General features: G+C 60.6%; 22 protein-coding genes and 1 pseudogene. 5 read left to right on the top strand and 18 right to left on the bottom strand.

Features of this window, described 5'->3' with window-relative positions; all coding sequences use genetic code 11:
• On the bottom strand, nt 1-897 hold the full coding sequence (locus tag FDY98_RS24955) for a hypothetical protein (RefSeq protein WP_340147131.1): 897 nt from the start codon (nt 895-897) through the stop codon (nt 1-3).
• Nucleotides 898-1047: 150 nt separating this feature from the next.
• Here FDY98_RS24955 and FDY98_RS24950 point away from each other — a divergent pair, with 150 nt between their 5' ends.
• Nucleotides 1048-1341, top strand: coding sequence for a DUF7673 family protein (locus tag FDY98_RS24950; protein ID WP_155706322.1), 294 nt, complete (start codon nt 1048-1050; stop codon nt 1339-1341).
• Between the two features lie 65 nt (nt 1342-1406).
• Here the strand turns inward: FDY98_RS24950 and FDY98_RS24945 are convergent, their stop codons facing one another.
• From FDY98_RS24945 to FDY98_RS24910, 9 genes are all read right to left on the bottom strand, one after another.
• The gene (locus FDY98_RS24945; RefSeq protein ID WP_155706321.1) at nt 1407-1661 is read right to left on the bottom strand and encodes a hypothetical protein; all 255 of its coding nucleotides are present in this window, start codon (nt 1659-1661) and stop codon (nt 1407-1409) included.
• 38 nt (nt 1662-1699) lie between these two features.
• A complete protein-coding gene (locus tag FDY98_RS24940) occupies nt 1700-2380 on the bottom strand; it encodes a hypothetical protein (protein WP_155706319.1) in 681 nt (226 codons plus the stop codon).
• A gap of 157 nt (nt 2381-2537) precedes the next feature.
• On the bottom strand, nt 2538-3017 hold the full coding sequence (locus FDY98_RS24935) for a hypothetical protein (protein ID WP_155706317.1): 480 nt from the start codon (nt 3015-3017) through the stop codon (nt 2538-2540).
• Between the two features lie 163 nt (nt 3018-3180).
• Nucleotides 3181-3501 carry a hypothetical protein gene (locus FDY98_RS24930; protein ID WP_155706315.1) on the bottom strand — a complete coding sequence of 107 codons (321 nt, stop codon included), beginning with the start codon at nt 3499-3501 and terminating at the stop codon, nt 3181-3183.
• Nucleotides 3502-3567: 66 nt separating this feature from the next.
• Nucleotides 3568-4320, bottom strand: a complete 753-nt coding sequence (locus FDY98_RS24925) for a helix-hairpin-helix domain-containing protein (RefSeq protein ID WP_340147130.1) — start codon at nt 4318-4320, stop codon at nt 3568-3570.
• Nucleotides 4251-4661 (bottom strand): hypothetical protein, encoded by a 411-nt coding sequence (locus FDY98_RS29160; RefSeq protein WP_340147129.1) that lies wholly within the window; start codon nt 4659-4661, stop codon nt 4251-4253. The genes FDY98_RS24925 and FDY98_RS29160 overlap by 70 nt, the downstream gene beginning before the upstream one ends.
• Nucleotides 4658-4885: a hypothetical protein gene (locus tag FDY98_RS24920; protein WP_155706312.1), complete on the bottom strand. Its 228-nt coding sequence runs from the start codon at nt 4883-4885 to the stop codon at nt 4658-4660. Before FDY98_RS24920 ends, FDY98_RS29160 begins: the two co-directional genes overlap by 4 nt.
• A gap of 30 nt (nt 4886-4915) precedes the next feature.
• Entirely contained in the window at nt 4916-5926 is a 1011-nt protein-coding gene (locus FDY98_RS24915; protein WP_155706311.1) for a DNA-binding protein, read from the bottom strand.
• A gap of 160 nt (nt 5927-6086) precedes the next feature.
• Complete coding sequence (locus FDY98_RS24910) at nt 6087-7016, bottom strand: ArdC family protein (RefSeq protein WP_155706309.1); 930 nt, start codon at nt 7014-7016, stop codon at nt 6087-6089.
• A 133-nt stretch (nt 7017-7149) separates the two neighbouring features.
• Between FDY98_RS24910 and FDY98_RS24905 the strand changes: the two are divergent.
• A pseudogene (locus FDY98_RS24905) lies at nt 7150-7703 on the top strand (JAB domain-containing protein).
• An 880-nt stretch (nt 7704-8583) separates the two neighbouring features.
• On the opposite strand, the gene FDY98_RS24900 reads toward FDY98_RS24905, so the two are convergent.
• The 4 genes from FDY98_RS24900 to FDY98_RS24885 all read right to left on the bottom strand — a co-directional run bounded on the left by FDY98_RS24900 (nt 8584) and on the right by FDY98_RS24885 (nt 11147).
• Nucleotides 8584-8934, bottom strand: coding sequence for a hypothetical protein (locus FDY98_RS24900; RefSeq protein ID WP_155706306.1), 351 nt, complete (start codon nt 8932-8934; stop codon nt 8584-8586).
• Between the two features lie 9 nt (nt 8935-8943).
• Nucleotides 8944-9294 carry a hypothetical protein gene (locus FDY98_RS24895; protein WP_155706306.1) on the bottom strand — a complete coding sequence of 117 codons (351 nt, stop codon included), beginning with the start codon at nt 9292-9294 and terminating at the stop codon, nt 8944-8946.
• Between the two features lie 430 nt (nt 9295-9724).
• The gene (locus FDY98_RS24890; protein WP_155706304.1) at nt 9725-10756 is read right to left on the bottom strand and encodes a plasmid replication protein; all 1032 of its coding nucleotides are present in this window, start codon (nt 10754-10756) and stop codon (nt 9725-9727) included.
• A 31-nt stretch (nt 10757-10787) separates the two neighbouring features.
• Nucleotides 10788-11147, bottom strand: a complete 360-nt coding sequence (locus FDY98_RS24885) for a histone-like nucleoid-structuring protein, MvaT/MvaU family (RefSeq protein WP_155706302.1) — start codon at nt 11145-11147, stop codon at nt 10788-10790.
• Between the two features lie 448 nt (nt 11148-11595).
• On the opposite strand from FDY98_RS24885, the gene FDY98_RS24880 reads away from it, so the two are divergent.
• The 3 genes from FDY98_RS24880 to FDY98_RS24870 all read left to right on the top strand — a co-directional run bounded on the left by FDY98_RS24880 (nt 11596) and on the right by FDY98_RS24870 (nt 13214).
• Complete coding sequence (locus tag FDY98_RS24880; RefSeq protein WP_155706299.1) at nt 11596-11871, top strand: hypothetical protein; 276 nt, start codon at nt 11596-11598, stop codon at nt 11869-11871.
• Between the two features lie 76 nt (nt 11872-11947).
• Nucleotides 11948-12268, top strand: coding sequence for a hypothetical protein (locus FDY98_RS24875; RefSeq protein ID WP_155706296.1), 321 nt, complete (start codon nt 11948-11950; stop codon nt 12266-12268).
• Nucleotides 12261-13214: a tyrosine-type recombinase/integrase gene (locus FDY98_RS24870; RefSeq protein ID WP_340147128.1), complete on the top strand. Its 954-nt coding sequence runs from the start codon at nt 12261-12263 to the stop codon at nt 13212-13214. Before FDY98_RS24875 ends, FDY98_RS24870 begins: the two co-directional genes overlap by 8 nt.
• Before the next feature lie 11 nt (nt 13215-13225).
• Here FDY98_RS24870 and FDY98_RS24865 read toward each other — a convergent pair whose 3' ends face one another.
• From FDY98_RS24865 to FDY98_RS24850, 4 genes are all read right to left on the bottom strand, one after another.
• Nucleotides 13226-13483, bottom strand: coding sequence for a hypothetical protein (locus FDY98_RS24865; RefSeq protein WP_155706293.1), 258 nt, complete (start codon nt 13481-13483; stop codon nt 13226-13228).
• Nucleotides 13484-13614: 131 nt separating this feature from the next.
• The gene (locus tag FDY98_RS24860) at nt 13615-13887 is read right to left on the bottom strand and encodes a hypothetical protein (RefSeq protein ID WP_155706290.1); all 273 of its coding nucleotides are present in this window, start codon (nt 13885-13887) and stop codon (nt 13615-13617) included.
• A gap of 5 nt (nt 13888-13892) precedes the next feature.
• Nucleotides 13893-15104: a ParB/RepB/Spo0J family partition protein gene (locus FDY98_RS24855; RefSeq protein WP_155706289.1), complete on the bottom strand. Its 1212-nt coding sequence runs from the start codon at nt 15102-15104 to the stop codon at nt 13893-13895.
• Nucleotide 15105: 1 nt separating this feature from the next.
• The gene (locus tag FDY98_RS24850; protein ID WP_155706286.1) at nt 15106-15882 is read right to left on the bottom strand and encodes a ParA family protein; all 777 of its coding nucleotides are present in this window, start codon (nt 15880-15882) and stop codon (nt 15106-15108) included.
• Nucleotides 15883-15982: the final 100 nt, after the last annotated feature.

The following is a 15982-nucleotide window of genomic DNA, read 5'->3' as shown; positions in this document are numbered from 1 at the left end:
TTATGCAATTCGCCAGACACCGCGCTCGACCGGGGCAAACCAGTCATTCACGTAAAGCGTCTGGCGCACTTTCTCACGCCAGTGCTGGCGCCCGGCCAGCCGTTCAGGCGCGTTCTCTGCCACCGCCTCATAGAGGCGTGACAGCGATGCCTCACCTCCAAGGGACACCAGAGCTTGGCGTACCACCGCCTTCCAGGTGCCTCGCAGTCGCCGTTGCTGAGCATGCGCCAGGCTGGAAAGGGTCGACAGCATCGCCACCGCTCGAGTGGGGCGCTCCCACAGCAGGATGTACTCGTGGGCTACCCGAGGCATCCGAAGGCCCGCGTAGCGCCGCGAATCGCTTTGGACGTTATGCTGCGCCTTGATCAGCACTGCCCTCAGCTCATCCGGCGGCATCCTGGCGATCGCATCCGCCTGGAAAGACCAGTATTGGCCCCCGCGGCGCAAGTCCCCAATGATGGTGCCGTAGAACCCACCCCCGCTGACCGCTTCGCGCTGATTCAGCAGAGTCTGCTGGAGCTTGTCCATGAACTCCTCCGGGTCGGCGCACCGGGACAGGTCATCAGGATGCTCCCCGGGGTACACGTTGCCGCTGTACACGATCATGTCGTGGTACGGGGGGTGAGACAGGCAGAGATCCACCGGCTTACCCACGGCCCCAAGAATCGAATCCCGGAGCACGTTGAAGCCGGAGTGAAGATCCAGGCCATAGGCCTCGATCCCCATCTCGGCCGCCACCTCAACGGAGGTGCCGCTCCCCACCATGGGATCGCAGAACGTCCTGGGCGCCAGCTGCTGGAAGATGTCTCGGTAGACATAGCCCGAACAGTTGCCGCGCCAGCTCGCCTTGCCCCACTTCCCCCGGTCCAGGTGAGAAATCACTGAAGTGCTCATCATGTTGCTCCTCTCTCATACCTGCGGAATGCAGGCCTCGATAAGAGGTAGGGCGCCAGCTGACCTCACGGCCCATGCCATGACGGAGGAACAGCGCGGGCGATAGAATGCCAACGCCACCCATCGCATGGACTGACCACGAGGGGAACAGCAATGGCTACCGTCACCATGGACTCGACTACGCGCCAAGCACTCGAGCGGTTGATCGCCGTTGCGCTGCGAGACACCGGGCAATCGCGGCGCTGTGCCGACTTCCTGCTCGCCTGGCACAACGCCGGAGAGAATGGGGGGCTCGACCTCACCACGCTCTGGGGAATGGACGAGGAGCTGGCGAGCGCCTGCGGCGTGGTGTTCCTGTGGATCGCCAGCCATCGCGCCTACCCCGAGGATCTTGGCTATGGCGATGACCTGCAGCGGATCTGGGCGCTCTGGCGATCGGGCGAGTGACCGTGGCACAGGCATGAAAAAAGCCCCTTCAGCGAGTGCTGAGAGGGGCTTGTTGAAGCGGAAGATCAGACTTCCGTACTGCCAACCCACCGGGAGCCGAGATAGGCATCAACGCCTTGCTCGATCTCAGTGGCCAGCATTTGCTCAATACCCCGCCCGGTTTCCACCAGGGCGTCGTGGGTCCACGGTCCTGACGGGAGTACCCGCAACAGTACCTGGGAGCTTCCGAGTGGCCGTATCAGCAGCGGCTGGAGCTGAACCCCTTGCAGGATGTCCGGCTCCCCCGGGCTCTGATCGGTCACGAAGGTGATGCACGACATCGCAGCCTCCTTATGGCGCATGGTTGGAACGGCCTGGCTCACCCGTTCACCCAGTCCTGGATTTTCCGAGACAGCTGTTCTGCTTGATCCCAGCTCCAGAACTTGGCGCTCACCAGGGGCACAGTGATCAATCCGGCACGATGGAGGCGCCGCACAAGATATGCCGTGCAGATGTAGCCTTCGTTATTGCCGCGCCGGGCTTCCGTCATGATGCTGAGGTTCGAGGCGTTCGAGGGGCACTGACACAGCGCCACCACCTCCTCGTCACCGCTTTTGAACTCCAGCAGATCGGAAACCCACTCATGCTCAGCGAGCATCACGTTGCAATAGCGCTTGGCGCGATCATGCAGATGCCCCGAGATTTCTCGGATCTGCTTGGCGCCCAGGTCATGAACCGTGGGCAGCTCAATCAGCCTGTCCTCGAGCATCACGACCACATCGCCCAGCAGCGACTGGGAGTAAGTCTGCAGCCGGGCACACCAGTCGTCATCGTTGTGATGGGTCTCGGTGATCACCAGCTTGGCGACCTTCTCCTCGAGCACCAGCTTCACCAGCTTGGTGTCAGCACCTTCGGCAAGATAGATCCGTTCGCGGTCCACCAGGCTTCGGCGCGAGATGACGTTCTCGATACCCAGCCCCCGCACGATTGGCTTCTCCAGCGCCAGCCAGGTTTTGCCAGAGGTGGCGTCGTGGTGGGCAATAGCGTCGATGGTCTTCATGGCTTCTCTCCTCTCATTCCTGCGGTATTGCAGGTCTCAAGGGGAGATAGGGGGTCGGATGACGCTCACCGCGGTGTCTGCTGCTGGGAGGGGTAGAGAAAACCCCCTCCGTGGAGGGGGTGAAGGGTGCCGCCGGGTGGTGGCGGTCAGGTTGGGATCATTCGAGGTGGGAGTCGTCCCACATCGCGATCGTGACGTTGCCCTCGGCGAGGCCCATGCAGACGATGCCGCTGATGTCGAGCGGGGAGTCGTCGTCCTCGTTGAGGTATCGGTCCCAATCGTGGGCACACGCATAGCGGGCCTGTGTGGCAGCATCCTGCAGCTCACTATCGCGGTCGCTCTGAGCATCGACCTCTACCGGGCTGATCCAGACAGTTCCGTGGCCGTTGCTCTCCTGACAGAAGGCCGTGTACACCCGGGTCGCTGGCTCATCCGAGGCGGCCTGGGTCACTTGGGAGGCAAGGCTGGCGCTGGCGTCACTGCTGGCCAGGCGATCCAGCTCCTGCAGCTCCTCGGCGGTGTAGCCATCCTTGTCGGCGTGAGGCCGATAGTTGGCTAGGTCATCCTTGCCACGCTCCACCAGGGCCAGAATGTCGGCCCACTGTGATGCGGTCAGCTCGGCGGTTTGTTTGCACATGATCTCTCTCCTCTCATTCCTGCGGGATTGCAGGTCTCAAGAGGAGATAGGGGGAAGGGTGACACGAGACGGGGAGGTTCGGCTGGCGCCGAGGGGAAGCTGGGGCGGGGGTGTCCGTGAGGATCACCACCCAGCCCATCAAAGCACTCACGCGAAGTGCGGGTTATGCAGAACAATCGAAATAGGCCTCATCCAGCATGGCAGCTTCAACGCCACCCTCGAACAGGCCAATGCAGACGATCGTGCTGGGGTCCGGCTCTGACATGCAGGGAGCGTACTCCACCACACGCTCCCATGCGGATGCGCAGAGCCTCCTGGCTTCATCCATGGCCATTTGGTGTTCCACTGCGCGATCGGCTTGTGGTGTCACCTGGACGTACTCGATGCGGAGCGGGAACTCCTCCAGCGAGTCCTTGCAGATCGCTGTGTAGACCTTCGGCCGTGCCGCCCAAAGCCGGTCAAGGATGTCGTCATGTTTGCTCATAGATGGCTCCTCTCACATTCCTGCGGGATTGCAGGTCTCGTGGGAGGGTAGGGGCAGAGCTGACGCTCAATGCGCCCTGAGGTCGCACAGCAGGCCGCTCTCGCGGATGTCGGCCAGTCGGGAAGGGCCTATGCCCGGGATGCTCGTTAGCGCCTCCACAGAGCCCCAGGGGCGCTCCTCGATGATCGCCGTGGCTCGAGCAGGACCGATGTGCGGCAGCTGCTCGAGGTGATCCGCGCCACTACCGTTGAGGTCAACGCATGGATCATAGCCCGGGTCATTAGCGGCTGGCGCCGAGTCGACCACCACCGCGCCCTGGAATGGCGTCAGCGCCAGCTTAGCACTGCCCAGGCCAATGAAGACAGGGGCATGGTCACTCACGACATCCCTGGCCCGCTGGAAGTCGATGCCCAGCAACGCTGGGAAGTCGATGATGCCTCGATCTGAGACGACGAACGCCCCATCCTCCTTCCAGAGGTTGTCGTAGAGATTGACGAATTGCTGGCGCGTCGTGCTGAGGGTAGTGGCGCCTTCGGTGATCGCCGGCACCGCACCCTGCTGGCGCAGGCTATCCCAGGCGGCGTGGCCCGGCGCCAGGTTGAAGTCGCCAGCAATGATCCGCGGCACGCCGGGGTAGATGTCAGCCATCCAGTCCCATATTCCCACCAACGCCTCGATTTCGGGCAGGCGATCCCGGATGCTGTTGCCATAGAGCACATGGATATTGGCCAGCGCCAGCTCCTGCCCGGTCAATCGGCTCCTGAACTTGGCCAGGAACGGCTCCCGAGCAAACCGGTCACGGTCATCGATGTAGACCACAGCGCCGCCACTGTACTCGACGCGGCTTTCCCGCCAGGTGAAGAGATAGCGCTCCCGTAGCTGCCCCGGCCGATCGCATGACTCACCATGTACCCCCAGCGCTCGCCGGAAGCGGTCTCCAGCTCGTGGACCAGCGCCTCCACCGCTTCCTCGGTCATCACCTCCTGCCACGCGATGAGATCCAGGTGGTGGGCAATATGCGCCAGCTTCTCCAGGTTCTTGCCGTTATCCCAGCCCAGTTGGAGCGCATTGAACGAGCCCACCAGGATGCCCGCCATGGCCACCGGGCTCAGCAGGCCGAGCGTCAGTGCCACCAGGACGCTGCGAAACCATCGCGTCATGCCTTGCCTCCCTGGCGGCGGATAAGGTCGGCGCAGTCCATCACATCGCCGGCTCGGAAATACATCTGGGTGGCGCTGGTGCCCAGGAAGCCGATCGGGGTGGGAGGCTCCACGCCGCGCAGCGGGCTCTCTGTTCTGACCGCCTCCTTCAACTCGGTCACGCTCACCCCCAGCAGGCGAGCGGCATTCGTCACCCCAACGCGGGTATCGCGAAAATCGCTCATTGGATATGGCTCCTTGATGTGAATCGGTGATTACTGGTCCGGCTTGGCCTGGGAGAGCTGCTGGCGCAGTTCCTGCTCGCGAGCCTGGCAGGCAGCAAGCTCGGCTCGGGCTTCGTGTAGGTGCTGCTCTGCGGCCTTCAGCTCCTCGAGACGGCGGGTGGTCGACTTCAGCTCGCTCTTTGCCTCGCTCAACTGAGAGCGAACCTGCTCACCGTTGGTGCGCAGGACTATGCTCTCCTCAGTAAGCTCTTCAACCCGTCGCGCAGCAGCTGCGTGCTCAGCTTTCAAGGCAGCGTGCGCCTGCTGGAGAGATGACAGCTCTTCTCGATGGTCAGCCAGCGCTTGTTCGGATCGCTCCAGCCCTGCTTGAGCCGTCTCGAGGTCTCGGGTTCGAGTGAAGAGGTCGTTCTCGACGGAAACCACCTGGAAGTCCAACCGGGACTTCTCTTCGCGCAGCTGCTCGATGACATCCTGTTGCGCCTTGAGGTTGGTATTGGCATCGTCCAGCCTCTGGCCTTGCTGTGTCAGCTGGGCCTGAAGATCCTTCACACGCTCGCTGGCGCCCTCAGCCTTTTGGTTGGCCGCGGCGATCTCAGCTTTGTGGTCGTGACACGCGGCCTCAAGCTCTGCGATCCGTGCTTGATCCGCTTCCCTGTCCAAGCGCTGGGCGCCCAGGGCGGCCTCCAGGCGCTCGACTTCGCGCAGGGCTTCATCACGCTCTGCTGTGGCTGCATTCTCGCGCTCTCGGCACTCTGTTTGGGCCTTCTCAACGTCCGCGTCAGCCAGTTGGCTGGCAACCCGCCACAGCTCCCCGCCGATCCGCTCTATCGCGGCGCGAATCTCTTTCGGCATATCCCTGACCGCGACCGCGGCGACCTTCTGGTTTTCCCGCCACTCGCGCATCACCGGAGAGATGTGCGACAGCGAACCGCCGCCCATGCGCTCTCTGACCTGTTCATTGGTTGGCAGCTCGATGCCTTCGGCGACCAGTTGATCAGCGGCGCTGACGATTCGCTGACGGATCTCGGGTTTGATGACCATGGCGGGTTCCTTGCATGTGTATGTATTGTATGTACGTATTGTACATACAATACATACGTACACGCAACACAGGAGAGAGACATCATGACATTGCATGATTCCCCACCATCTCGCATCCATGAAAAAAGCCTCCCAGGGGAGGGAGGCTTGAAGGGGTAGATCACGCGGCTGAAGCAGCAGCGGTTGATCCAGTGTCCTCACCGAGAAGGCCGCTTTGCTTTGCCAGCTCCTCGATGTAGGTGACCGCTGCCTGGGCATCAGCCAGTGCGCGGTCCAGCTCCTTCGTCTGATCACCAGTGAGCCGTGAGGCCCAGCCAGCGAGGTAAGACGCGGAGTTCTCCGGGGTCGCCGGGAGACCGAATCGCATGGCAGCGAGCCAGGCGCCAGCCTCAGCAACGACTTCCTCTCGAGCACGATCGCTCTTGTCCCGGTTCAGCCGTGAGGGCGCCCCTGTGGCATGGATCAGCTCATGCAGGCCCGTTGCAGCAACTTCACGGGTCTCATGGAACTGCTCCGGCCGAGGCAGCCTGATACCGTCCGTGGAAGGGCGGTAGTAGGCCTTGTCGCCTCCCCAGCTCAGCACCACGCCAGAGGCCTCGATCAGCTTCGCCACGAACTGAACGGGCTCCGGCTGCGCCTCCATCACGGGTGGCTTGCCAGCGTCCGTCAGCGGCTCTGCCAACTGCTCCTCGTTGAAGACGTAGAAGATCCGGCACATCGGGATCACCTTCTCCTCGATGAGGTTGCCGTTCTCGTCCTTCTCGCGCTTCTTCAGGAACTTCCAGAACTCCACTGGGGTTCCCTTCTCCCCCTTGCGAGGGTGGGTGCCACGCTCCTTGGCTTGCTTGAACGTGACCCAGGCAGGGCTGGTGTAGCCCGCCTGCTCAGCGGCGTACCAGAGGCTCACGATGTTCGACCAACCCGTGTAGGCGCGACCAGAGGCCGCGTTGTAGGGCTGGCTGACATCCTGTTGGCCAGGCACCCAGGGCTTCTGCCAGGGCGCCGTCCCTTCCATCAACCCCTTGATCAGCGCTTCACGGATGTTGTCGATCGCACGCTTGGTCTGCTTCGGGCTCTTGCTCTTGCTCATGGTCTCTCTCCTCTCTCATTCCTGCGGGTGCAGGTCTCAAGGGGAGATAGGGCGCCGGGTGACGCTAAGGGTCAGTGTTCGCCCTACCTCTCACTGAGAGCCCGGTGACGGGTATGAGAGAGAGGAGAGTGAGATGGAAAAGCGTGCCCAGTTTGATCTGTTCGGCATCAATGAAGCTGCGAAGGTCTACACCCTGCCTGGTAAGGGGGAGGTTGATCTTCAGAAAGCCCACGAGGACCGTGAGAATCGGGTGATTCAGGAGGCGATCGAAATCCTGGAGAGGCGGTTCAAGGAGCAGCGCCCTGACGGTGACGTGAAGCTAACGACGCCTGTGCGAGTGGCTGACTACCTGAGGCTGAAGTATGGGGAGCTGCCCTACGAGGTATTCTCCATCACCTGGCTGGACAACCAGCATGCGGTGCTTCAGCACGAGGAGCTGTTTCGAGGAACGCTAGATTCAGCATCAGTGTATCCGCTGAGGTAGTTCGACGTGCGATCGAGATGAATGCTGGCGCCTGCATCTTGAGCCACAACCACCCATCGGGAGAAGTGGAGCCAAGCCAGGCGGACAGAAAGATCACATCGAGGATTGTGGACACCCTTGGGTTGATCGATGTGAAAGTGCTGGACCACTTTGTAGTGAGCGGCACGAGCTACATGAGCTTCGCTGAGCGCGGGATCATTTAGCATCCGAGGCAACCTGCCTGTTCAAGCCTCTCTGGCGTCTGCTAGAGAGGCTTTTTTCATAGCAGGCGAACTACCTAATACAGAGACCGTGGATACGAAGTAAAGGGTTATAGGGTTCTGGCGGGGTTAAAACAGGGATACGGAGGTTGAAAAATACCTTAATTACCTGATACCAAAGGCAATTCTACGGAAAGCCGCTGCAACATCCCCACCGAAAGCGCTGCAACATCCCCACCGAAAGCGCTGCAACATCCCCACCTATGGCTTCGAGTTATCCTTGAGTTCTCCACAGAAAACAGCGTTTTATCCACATTTCGGGTTAGATGAGGGCCAACTATGCAGCATTCCCACCTATCGAAAGGCCGCCCTAGCCTATTGACAAACGCCCATAGCTACGCATCGATACGGCCTCTGCAACATCCCCACCTATCAGGAGGGCTTAATGGCTGGTCATATTTTAACCGCTGCAACATCCCCACCGAAACTATGCAACATCCCCACCTATCAGGAGGCGGTTACCCACAGCCTTATGCACAAGAAATGTGGATACGACTGCTCGTTCAACAAGGACTTATACCGTTAACATTTGAAGCGTAGCATTTTTGAGCGCCGATTTCTTTCTCCAGCCGCCACAGAGCCGGCCAGTCCCCTGTCCAGGAGCGGCTAGTAGCGATCCGTTCTGGGCTCCTCTGCAACATCCCCACCTATGTCGGCAGCGGCCGGCGGCGAGGTCTCTGCAACATTCCCACCGGTGCTGGCGGTGCCCAGGACAGGGCCTCTGCAGCACCCCCACCGGTGCCGGCAGCGCCCAGGGCAGGGCCTCTGCAGCATCCCCACCGGTGCCGGCAGCGCCGGGGCAGGGCCTCTGCAACATCCCCACCTAAGCCAGGGGTGCCTGGCGGCGCGGCCTCTGCGACATTCCCACCGGTGACGGCAGTGCCCAGGGCAGGGCCTCTGCAACATTCCCACCTACCGCGGCAGCAGCCGGCAGCGGGGCCTCTGCAACATCCCCACCTAAGCCAGGGGTGCCTGGCGGCGCGGCCTCTGCGACATTCCCACCGGAGACGGCAGTGCCCAGGGCAGGGCCTCTGCAGCATCCCCACCGGTGCCGGCGGTGCCCGGGGCAGGGCTCCTCTGCAACATCCCCACCTATGCCAGGGGTGCCTGGCGGCGCGGCCTCTGCGACATTCCCACCGGTGACGGCAGTGCCCAGGGCAGGGCTCCTCTGCAACATCCCCACCTATGCCAGGGGTGCCTGGCGGCGCGGCCTCTGCGACATTCCCACCGGTGACGGCAGTGCCCAGGGCAGGGCCTCTGCAACATTCCCACCTACCGCGGCAGCAGCCGGCAGCGGGGCCTCTGCAACATCCCCACCTAAGCCAGGGGTGCCTGGCGGCGCGGCCTCTGCGACATTCCCACCGGAGACGGCAGTGCCCAGGGCAGGGCCTCTGCAGCATCCCCACCGGTGCCGGCGGTGCCCGGGGCAGGGCTCCTCTGCAACATCCCCACCTATGCCAGGGGTGCCTGGCGGCGCGGCCTCTGCGACATTCCCACCGGTGACGGCAGTGCCCAGGGCAGGGCTCCTCTGCAACATCCCCACCTATGCCAGGGGTGCCTGGCGGCGCGGCCTCTGCGACATTCCCACCGGTGACGGCAGTGCCCAGGGCAGGGCCTCTGCAGCATCCCCACCGGTGCCGGCGGCGCCCGGGGCAGGGCTCCTCTGCAACATCCCCACCTATGCCAGGGGTGCCTGGCGGCGCGGCCTCTGCGACATTCCCACCGGAGACGGCAGTGCCCAGGGCAGGGCCTCTGCAGCATCCCCACCGGTGCCGGCGGTGCCCGGGGCAGGGGCTCTGCAGCACCCCCATCGAGCGCCCGTAGCGATCCAGGACGACTGGCTCTGCCGCGTCACTGACGTGGACGCACTGGGGATGAACAGCTGATTACCCCTGGGAGGGGAGAGAAAAAAGGGGGAGGGCGCTGCATCAATTTATATTATGCAGCACCTTGCCATAAGAGAGTTACTGGTCCTGATCAGGCAGAAGTGCATTTTTTGTTGCGACGATCTGGCTTTTGTAGTTCGCCTTTTTAATGACTTTTACGAACTTATCAGTAGGGTAAATCTTGTATTTTATATCAAGAAGTTTAGGGCCTTGCATTATCCGCTCAGAGGCATCGTACTTCTCGACAACTTCATGCTTAATAAGCGTATCAAGTGCGGTCTTCATAGCCCTGACGTTGTTGGCCATCTCCCGGGATAGCCCCCTTGGGCTGCCATTCAAGAACGAAACCAAGCGCGGTGTGTACGGGTGCTTTGATGATGCCTGGCTCCAATGATGGCTCATGCGCTTATGTATGTAGCGAGCCAATGGGCTTTTGATGGCCATCGACGTTCTGTAGTCATAGAGCCTAAAGGTTTGCTTTTTAATGCTGTCGGTTACTAGGGGGTTAAACTGAACGTAGCATTTAGTATCACCTTCACGCAGCTGAATATCTTTCCGAGTGGTTAAGCCCACCATTGGGAAAAAACTAGAAGATATAACCGTGTCTTCATTATCTGATATGGTTTCCAGCTGCGCACCTCGGCAGACAAGAATCGCCTCTTTTATTTCGCTTAGTTTGAACTCATGTTTGTTTTTCCTAAGCTCATTGCGCAGCTGATAGAAAGTAAAAAGCACACCTACTTTACCATCTATCATGGCTATCCCGCCATTTACCGCAAGTTTGCGAAGGGCGTCTTCAATTATCTCCTCCCGCTCACCAGGAAATACAAGCTCGGGTTTTCCAGGTTCAGTTTCAATGAGAGCTGGACGCACCCTCACCCTTATTATTTGGTCGCCAATTCGGCATTCTCTTTCTTTTGCAGCGGCTTGGGCTATATCAGTAAACCGCCGTCTCTTTTCAAGGGAATACTTTGGGAGAGCATCATAAATATCGATGCTGTTGCTATAATGCTTATCCCTAGAATCCAGCAAGCTGAAGAGATCCAGCTGAGGCGTGTTGTGAACAGCAATTTCCTGTATGTCCTTGTCATTGCGCTTCTTTTTAGACATTGCCAACCTCGTTCAGCCTGCTGATTATTGCTTAGCGTTCTTCAGCCAACCAGGATTCAACCACTTCAGAACCATGATCCTCTTTCCATAGCTTGAGGGTTTTATGGTTGCCGCCACGAGTCTCTACAACTTCATTGGTGATGGGGTTCCTGTATACTTTTAACTTGCGCTTCCTTCTTCTGTTTTCGGTCGCTGTTGAATTGAGGCTTTTAGGGGATAACTGGTTAATGACATCCTGTGGCGTTCTGCCGAACTCCTCAATTAAGCCTTGCAGCTTTTCCAGGAACTCCTTTTCCTTCTTAAAGTCGCTTCTCTCTTGCAAAATCTCCATTTGTTTCTGAAGTTCTTTTGCTTGTTGTTCGAGCTGAGCATACTGCTGAAGAAGGCTCATCCATTATCCTCATGGCGTGCTATTTAAGTGTGCAAAGCACATATTGCCCACCTGAGCATGCTGTGTCAATGCCGCAATCGGAACCGGCCTGAGTCACCCAGCGCTTCTCTGAGGCCAGTCGTCGCAACGATCATCGGGTGCCAATGGCCCTGGAGGTAGGCCGGTTTTCAGGGGCCGTACCGCAAAATCTAGCGGGCATACCCCCAGAGACTCGCCCAGATTTCGCGTATGAGCCCCGAAGCTATCGTTAAAAAACGATAAAAGACACGTGAAAACAATAAGATAGAATCATAAATGGGGTGTTCGAGTGATCTTGCCAAGCCACAAAAAGTGTAGCTTGGGCTGGCGTCTTGATTCTCTACTTATTAAAATGATCGTTTAAGAAAGTAGAGAAGGGCAAGAGGGTCCGCTAGGCTGACCTGGAGCCACAGGAACAGGACGCAGAGGAATGAATTTACAGGCCATCTTCAAGATCGCGACGGTCACCGACACGCTTGTGCTCATCCTTGATCAGGACGGGCCGCGATCCATCACCAACGATGCTCAGGGCGTCATCGATCGGCTGGCCGCCGAGCTGGGTGGCTTGGGGCTCCGGCGCATCTTCTATCGCGACACCATGGGGCGATTCGATGAGCTGAAGGTCGAGCAAGGCCGGTTCGTCGGCTTCGCCCCCTGCAGCCCCCATCAGCAGGAGGCCTTCCTGCACTGGTGTGAGGAAGCATGACCTGGCCTCCATTGCAGAACGCAGGCTCCCTTCCCAGGGCGGCCGGCACATCAGTCATTCGTAGAGGAGACGGCGCATGGATTATCACGCAGCAATGCCCCCCAGGGCGGAATATGGGGTCCAGCTGGTCAATGACATGATGGTGATCCTTCAGGACGGGGGCGGCGTCGTCAGCGTCATCGAGGATGCTGACTCCGTGCTCGAGCACCTGAGTCTCACGTTGCCCAGGCGCCTCACGCGCCAGCGGGTCTATGTCGAGGAACATGGAGAGCGGGGCCAGTTTCACGAGCTGTGCCATCGACACGGGGATCTCGAGTCCGTGGCACCATGCTCAACTGCCCAGGGTTCGCAGCTGAAGGAGATGCTGGCGGTCATGCCGGGAGCAGCCCGTGGATAATAGCCTCGCGATCGTATCCAACTCGTCGGCCCTGTCAGCCGGCACCGGCGGTCAGCTCGCCGAGGCCAAGGGCAACCCCGGACTTTCGTACCTGCTCAATCTCAACTCCCGGCGCAGCCGGATCACCATGCGCTCGCACCTGAAGTACATCGCCAACATCAGCGGTGGCTACAGCATCCGTGAATGCCCCTGGGAGCTTCTGCGGCGCGATCACGTTCGCTCCCTCGTGGAGATGATGACCGAGCTGGGCAAGGCGCCAGCTACGGTCAACGCGGCCCTGTCGGCAATGAAGGGCGTGGCCCGCGAGGCGTGGATCATGGGCCTGATGGACAGCGAGAGCTACCAGCAGATCAGGGATCTCAAGGGCGTGGCAGGCACCCGGTTGGCGAAAGGGGTGTTCCTCGAGCCCGCGGCCGTCGAGGCAATCTGTTTCGCATGCGAAACAGACGAGAGCCCCAAGGGGGCACGAGACGCGGCCTTGATCCACCTGCTGGTGGCCACCGGGCTCCGGCGTTCGGAGAGCGTGGCGATTGACCTGGAGAGCATCGAGCCGGGGCGCCAGGCCATCAAGATCCTTGGCAAGGGGAACAAGGAGCGCCTGGTGTTCGTGCCCCGTAATGCCTACCAGAAGGTCCAAGCGTGGCATGCCTGCCTCGGCCGAGACACCGGCCCGCTGTTCACCCGCGTCCGCCGACACGGGGTTGTCAGCGATGCCAGGCTGACCGATCAGGCGGTCTACTTCATCATCAAGGAGCGAGCTGCCCAGGCAGGCCTCGTGGAGTGCTCGCCCCACGATTTCCGGCGAACCTTCGCCACCAACATGCTGGATCGCGGCATCGATGTGCTCACCGTGCAGTACGCCCTGGGTCACTCGAACCTAGCCACGACGCAGCGCTACGATCGCAGTGCCGAGCGGCGCCTGGAAGAGGCGATGAAGGGCCTATGACGAACCAGTGCTTAACACCAGAAGAGGTCATCAACCGGCTGGCCGCGGAAGGCATCGGCTTCACGGCAAGCCACGATGGGCCGGCGGGAAAGGTGACCGTCCACCTGAGCCCCTACCAAGCCGTGAGGTACTGGAATGACCCGCCAGCGGCCTTGGCCGAGGCTCACGGCGTTACCCGTGCCCAGTATCTCGCCTGGCAGGGCGCCGGCTATGTGGTGCAGTGCGCGGCCCGCACAGCAAGAGGCCGGCAATGCCGCAATCCCGTTCATGGCGGGCACCTTGTCGAATCACCGGCGCAGTGGGTCTCACTCCAAGGGGGTTACTGCCTGATCCATGGAGAAGGCCTGGAATGAGAAAGGGAGGCCCAAAGGCCTCCCCATAAGTCGTGTCTGCTGGATGATCATCCTCCGAAGTGGCGAAGAAAGGCATCGCGATCCAGGATGCCCCAGCCCTCCAGGGCATAGTAGCCGTTGGCACCTTCCGGCGTGCCAGGGTCTCGAATGAAGAGGATCTTCACCTTGAACTCCTGGCGAATCGAGGTCAGCTGACGCTTAACCGAGCCTGCCGGAATCCCGGTCTCCCCGGCAATATCCTGGAGCGTAGGCCGCTCCAGGGTATCGATTGCGCGGATGATGGCGTACTTCCTCTCCGTGTCTCTGGGAAGGGTCGACATTGCCTCTACTCCTCGCCTTCGACGCCGAGCAGCTTCACCTCAGAGACAGTGACGCGGACAGGCTCCGACTCCTTTCCATCGAGCTGCACCCAGCAGAACCCCGGCTCCGCGTCGACACGATCGAGCAATAGCACGCCGCTGCGCTGCTGGCCCCGAACCTGGATGCTCACGACAATCCGAGCACGAACGGACACCGCGGGGGTCCAGCTGGCAGCCGGCTGCTTGGCTGGCGTCCCCTCTTGGGGCTTCTGCGTCTTGGCTGCAGGTTGTTGTTCCGGTTTCTCGGCAGGCGGCTCCTGACCCTTCCCCTGTCCAGGGGCGGGCTCTTCTGCAGCATTCCCACCGGTGCCCTGGCCGCCAGCAGGTGCCGATGCAGCATCCCCACCACTGCTGTCGCCACCCTCGAAGAGCCACGAGGTATCGAGGTCGCCATCCCCGCCGCTCTCCTGGGTGCCCTCCAGGCCCTTGAGGGAAGGCTGGTCCTCATGCTTGCCAGCGCCAGCGCTCGAGGAGGGAGGTGCCACCTCGCCGTTGACATCCGGTGAGTCCGGCAATTGACCACTCTTCGCCAGCTTGAGCAGTGACCGGCAGGCCTTGCGGGTGATTCCTTCCTCCATGGCCTTCTCGCAGGCCGTGGCGGTTTTCTCCGGCTCCAACTCATAGAGCTGCCTCAGGCTGTTCAAGGCCTCAGTGTCGGTGGTGATCCCCTCGTCGTAGAGGCGCTTCACGCACTCCGGGAGCTTGAGCAACGCCAGGTGCTGTGACACATAGCTCCGAGACTTTCCCAACCGCTTGGCCACATCGATCGCCTTCCAGTCGGCATCGATGAACTTTTGCAGGCCGAGGGCAATCTCCATCGGTGTCAGGTCTTCGCGCTGGATGTTCTCGATCAGCTCGCCAGCCGTTTCCTCGAGGTCAGTCATCTCCTTCTTGCTCACGATGGCCTCGATGGTGAGCCCGGCCAGCTTGCAGGCCCGCCAGCGGCGCTCACCTTTCTGGATTCGATACTTCCCATCATCGCCCTTGGGATAGACGATGATTGGCTGCTCCTGCCCGTTGACCTTGATGGACTCGGCCAGCTCCTCGATGCCATTGAAGGCCTGACGAACCTGACCCTCCTTCGGGATCACTTCGTCGGTATTCAGGACCAGCACCTCCTTTGCGCCCTTGGACCGCCGGGAGAGGCTTTGCAGGTTGTTCAGGTTTCCCAGTGCCATGTCAGCCTACCTTTTTCATCAGTTCTTCAATGACCGCACGGATCTCTTTCGCGGCTTCACGCGCCGAGGTCTTCTTGATACTCCACACCGGCACGCCGTTCAGGTTCGCCACGTCGAGCTGTCCCCTGACCCCTACCTCAGCCTCATACACCAGATCCGGGACCGCCTTACGCAGTTGGTCGCGGGTGTTCATGTCCTCCTCGAAGCCACGCTTGAGGTTGTTGATCACCATGCCGGTGTTCTCCAAGTCGGGGTTCAGCTCTTCCTGGACACTGATGATGGTGTTCAGCAGACCTTCTACGCCGTCCAGGGCGAAGCCGCTTACCTGCACGGGGCAGATCACATGCGTCGACATCGTGAGGGCGGCCACCAGCTTGCGGCCGAGGCTGGGCGGGCAGTCGATCAGCACATAGTCGTAGTGCTCGAGGATGCCGCTGGCCTTCAGGTTCGCGATCGGGTGCCGCACACAACTCAGCGGGAGCGATTCGATCTCCGATAGCTCTGGGTCATTCTTCATGGTCCAGATCAGGTCCATTCCGCGCTCACAGCGCATGGGCTGGATCTCATTCAGCCCTTCATCGAAGAGCCTGACGGAAGGCGTCCCGGAATAGGCGCCTTCATCACCCTGACTGAGGCGGCTGGAGGTGTTGCCCTGGGGGTCCAGGTCAATCGCCAGGACACGATAACCGGCCTCCTGGAGGTAGAACACGGTCTGCAGGCAGATCGTAGATTTGCCTACGCCACCTTTCTGGTTGGCGAAGCTGATGATCTTGGTCATGGTTTCCTCGTTACCCGACCAGCAAAGACTGGTGGATGAATGGCCTGGCGGCGCCATGTCACGCAATGGCCATCGCCGGTGAAATTTCGCATGCGAAACA

The sequence above is a fragment of the Halomonas sp. PA16-9 genome, assembly GCF_009728585.1.
In the GTDB taxonomy this organism is placed as follows: Bacteria; Pseudomonadota; Gammaproteobacteria; order Pseudomonadales; family Halomonadaceae; genus Vreelandella; species Vreelandella titanicae.
Note: the sequence above shows the minus strand (reverse complement) of the source record. Positions and strands in the feature narration are given on the sequence as shown.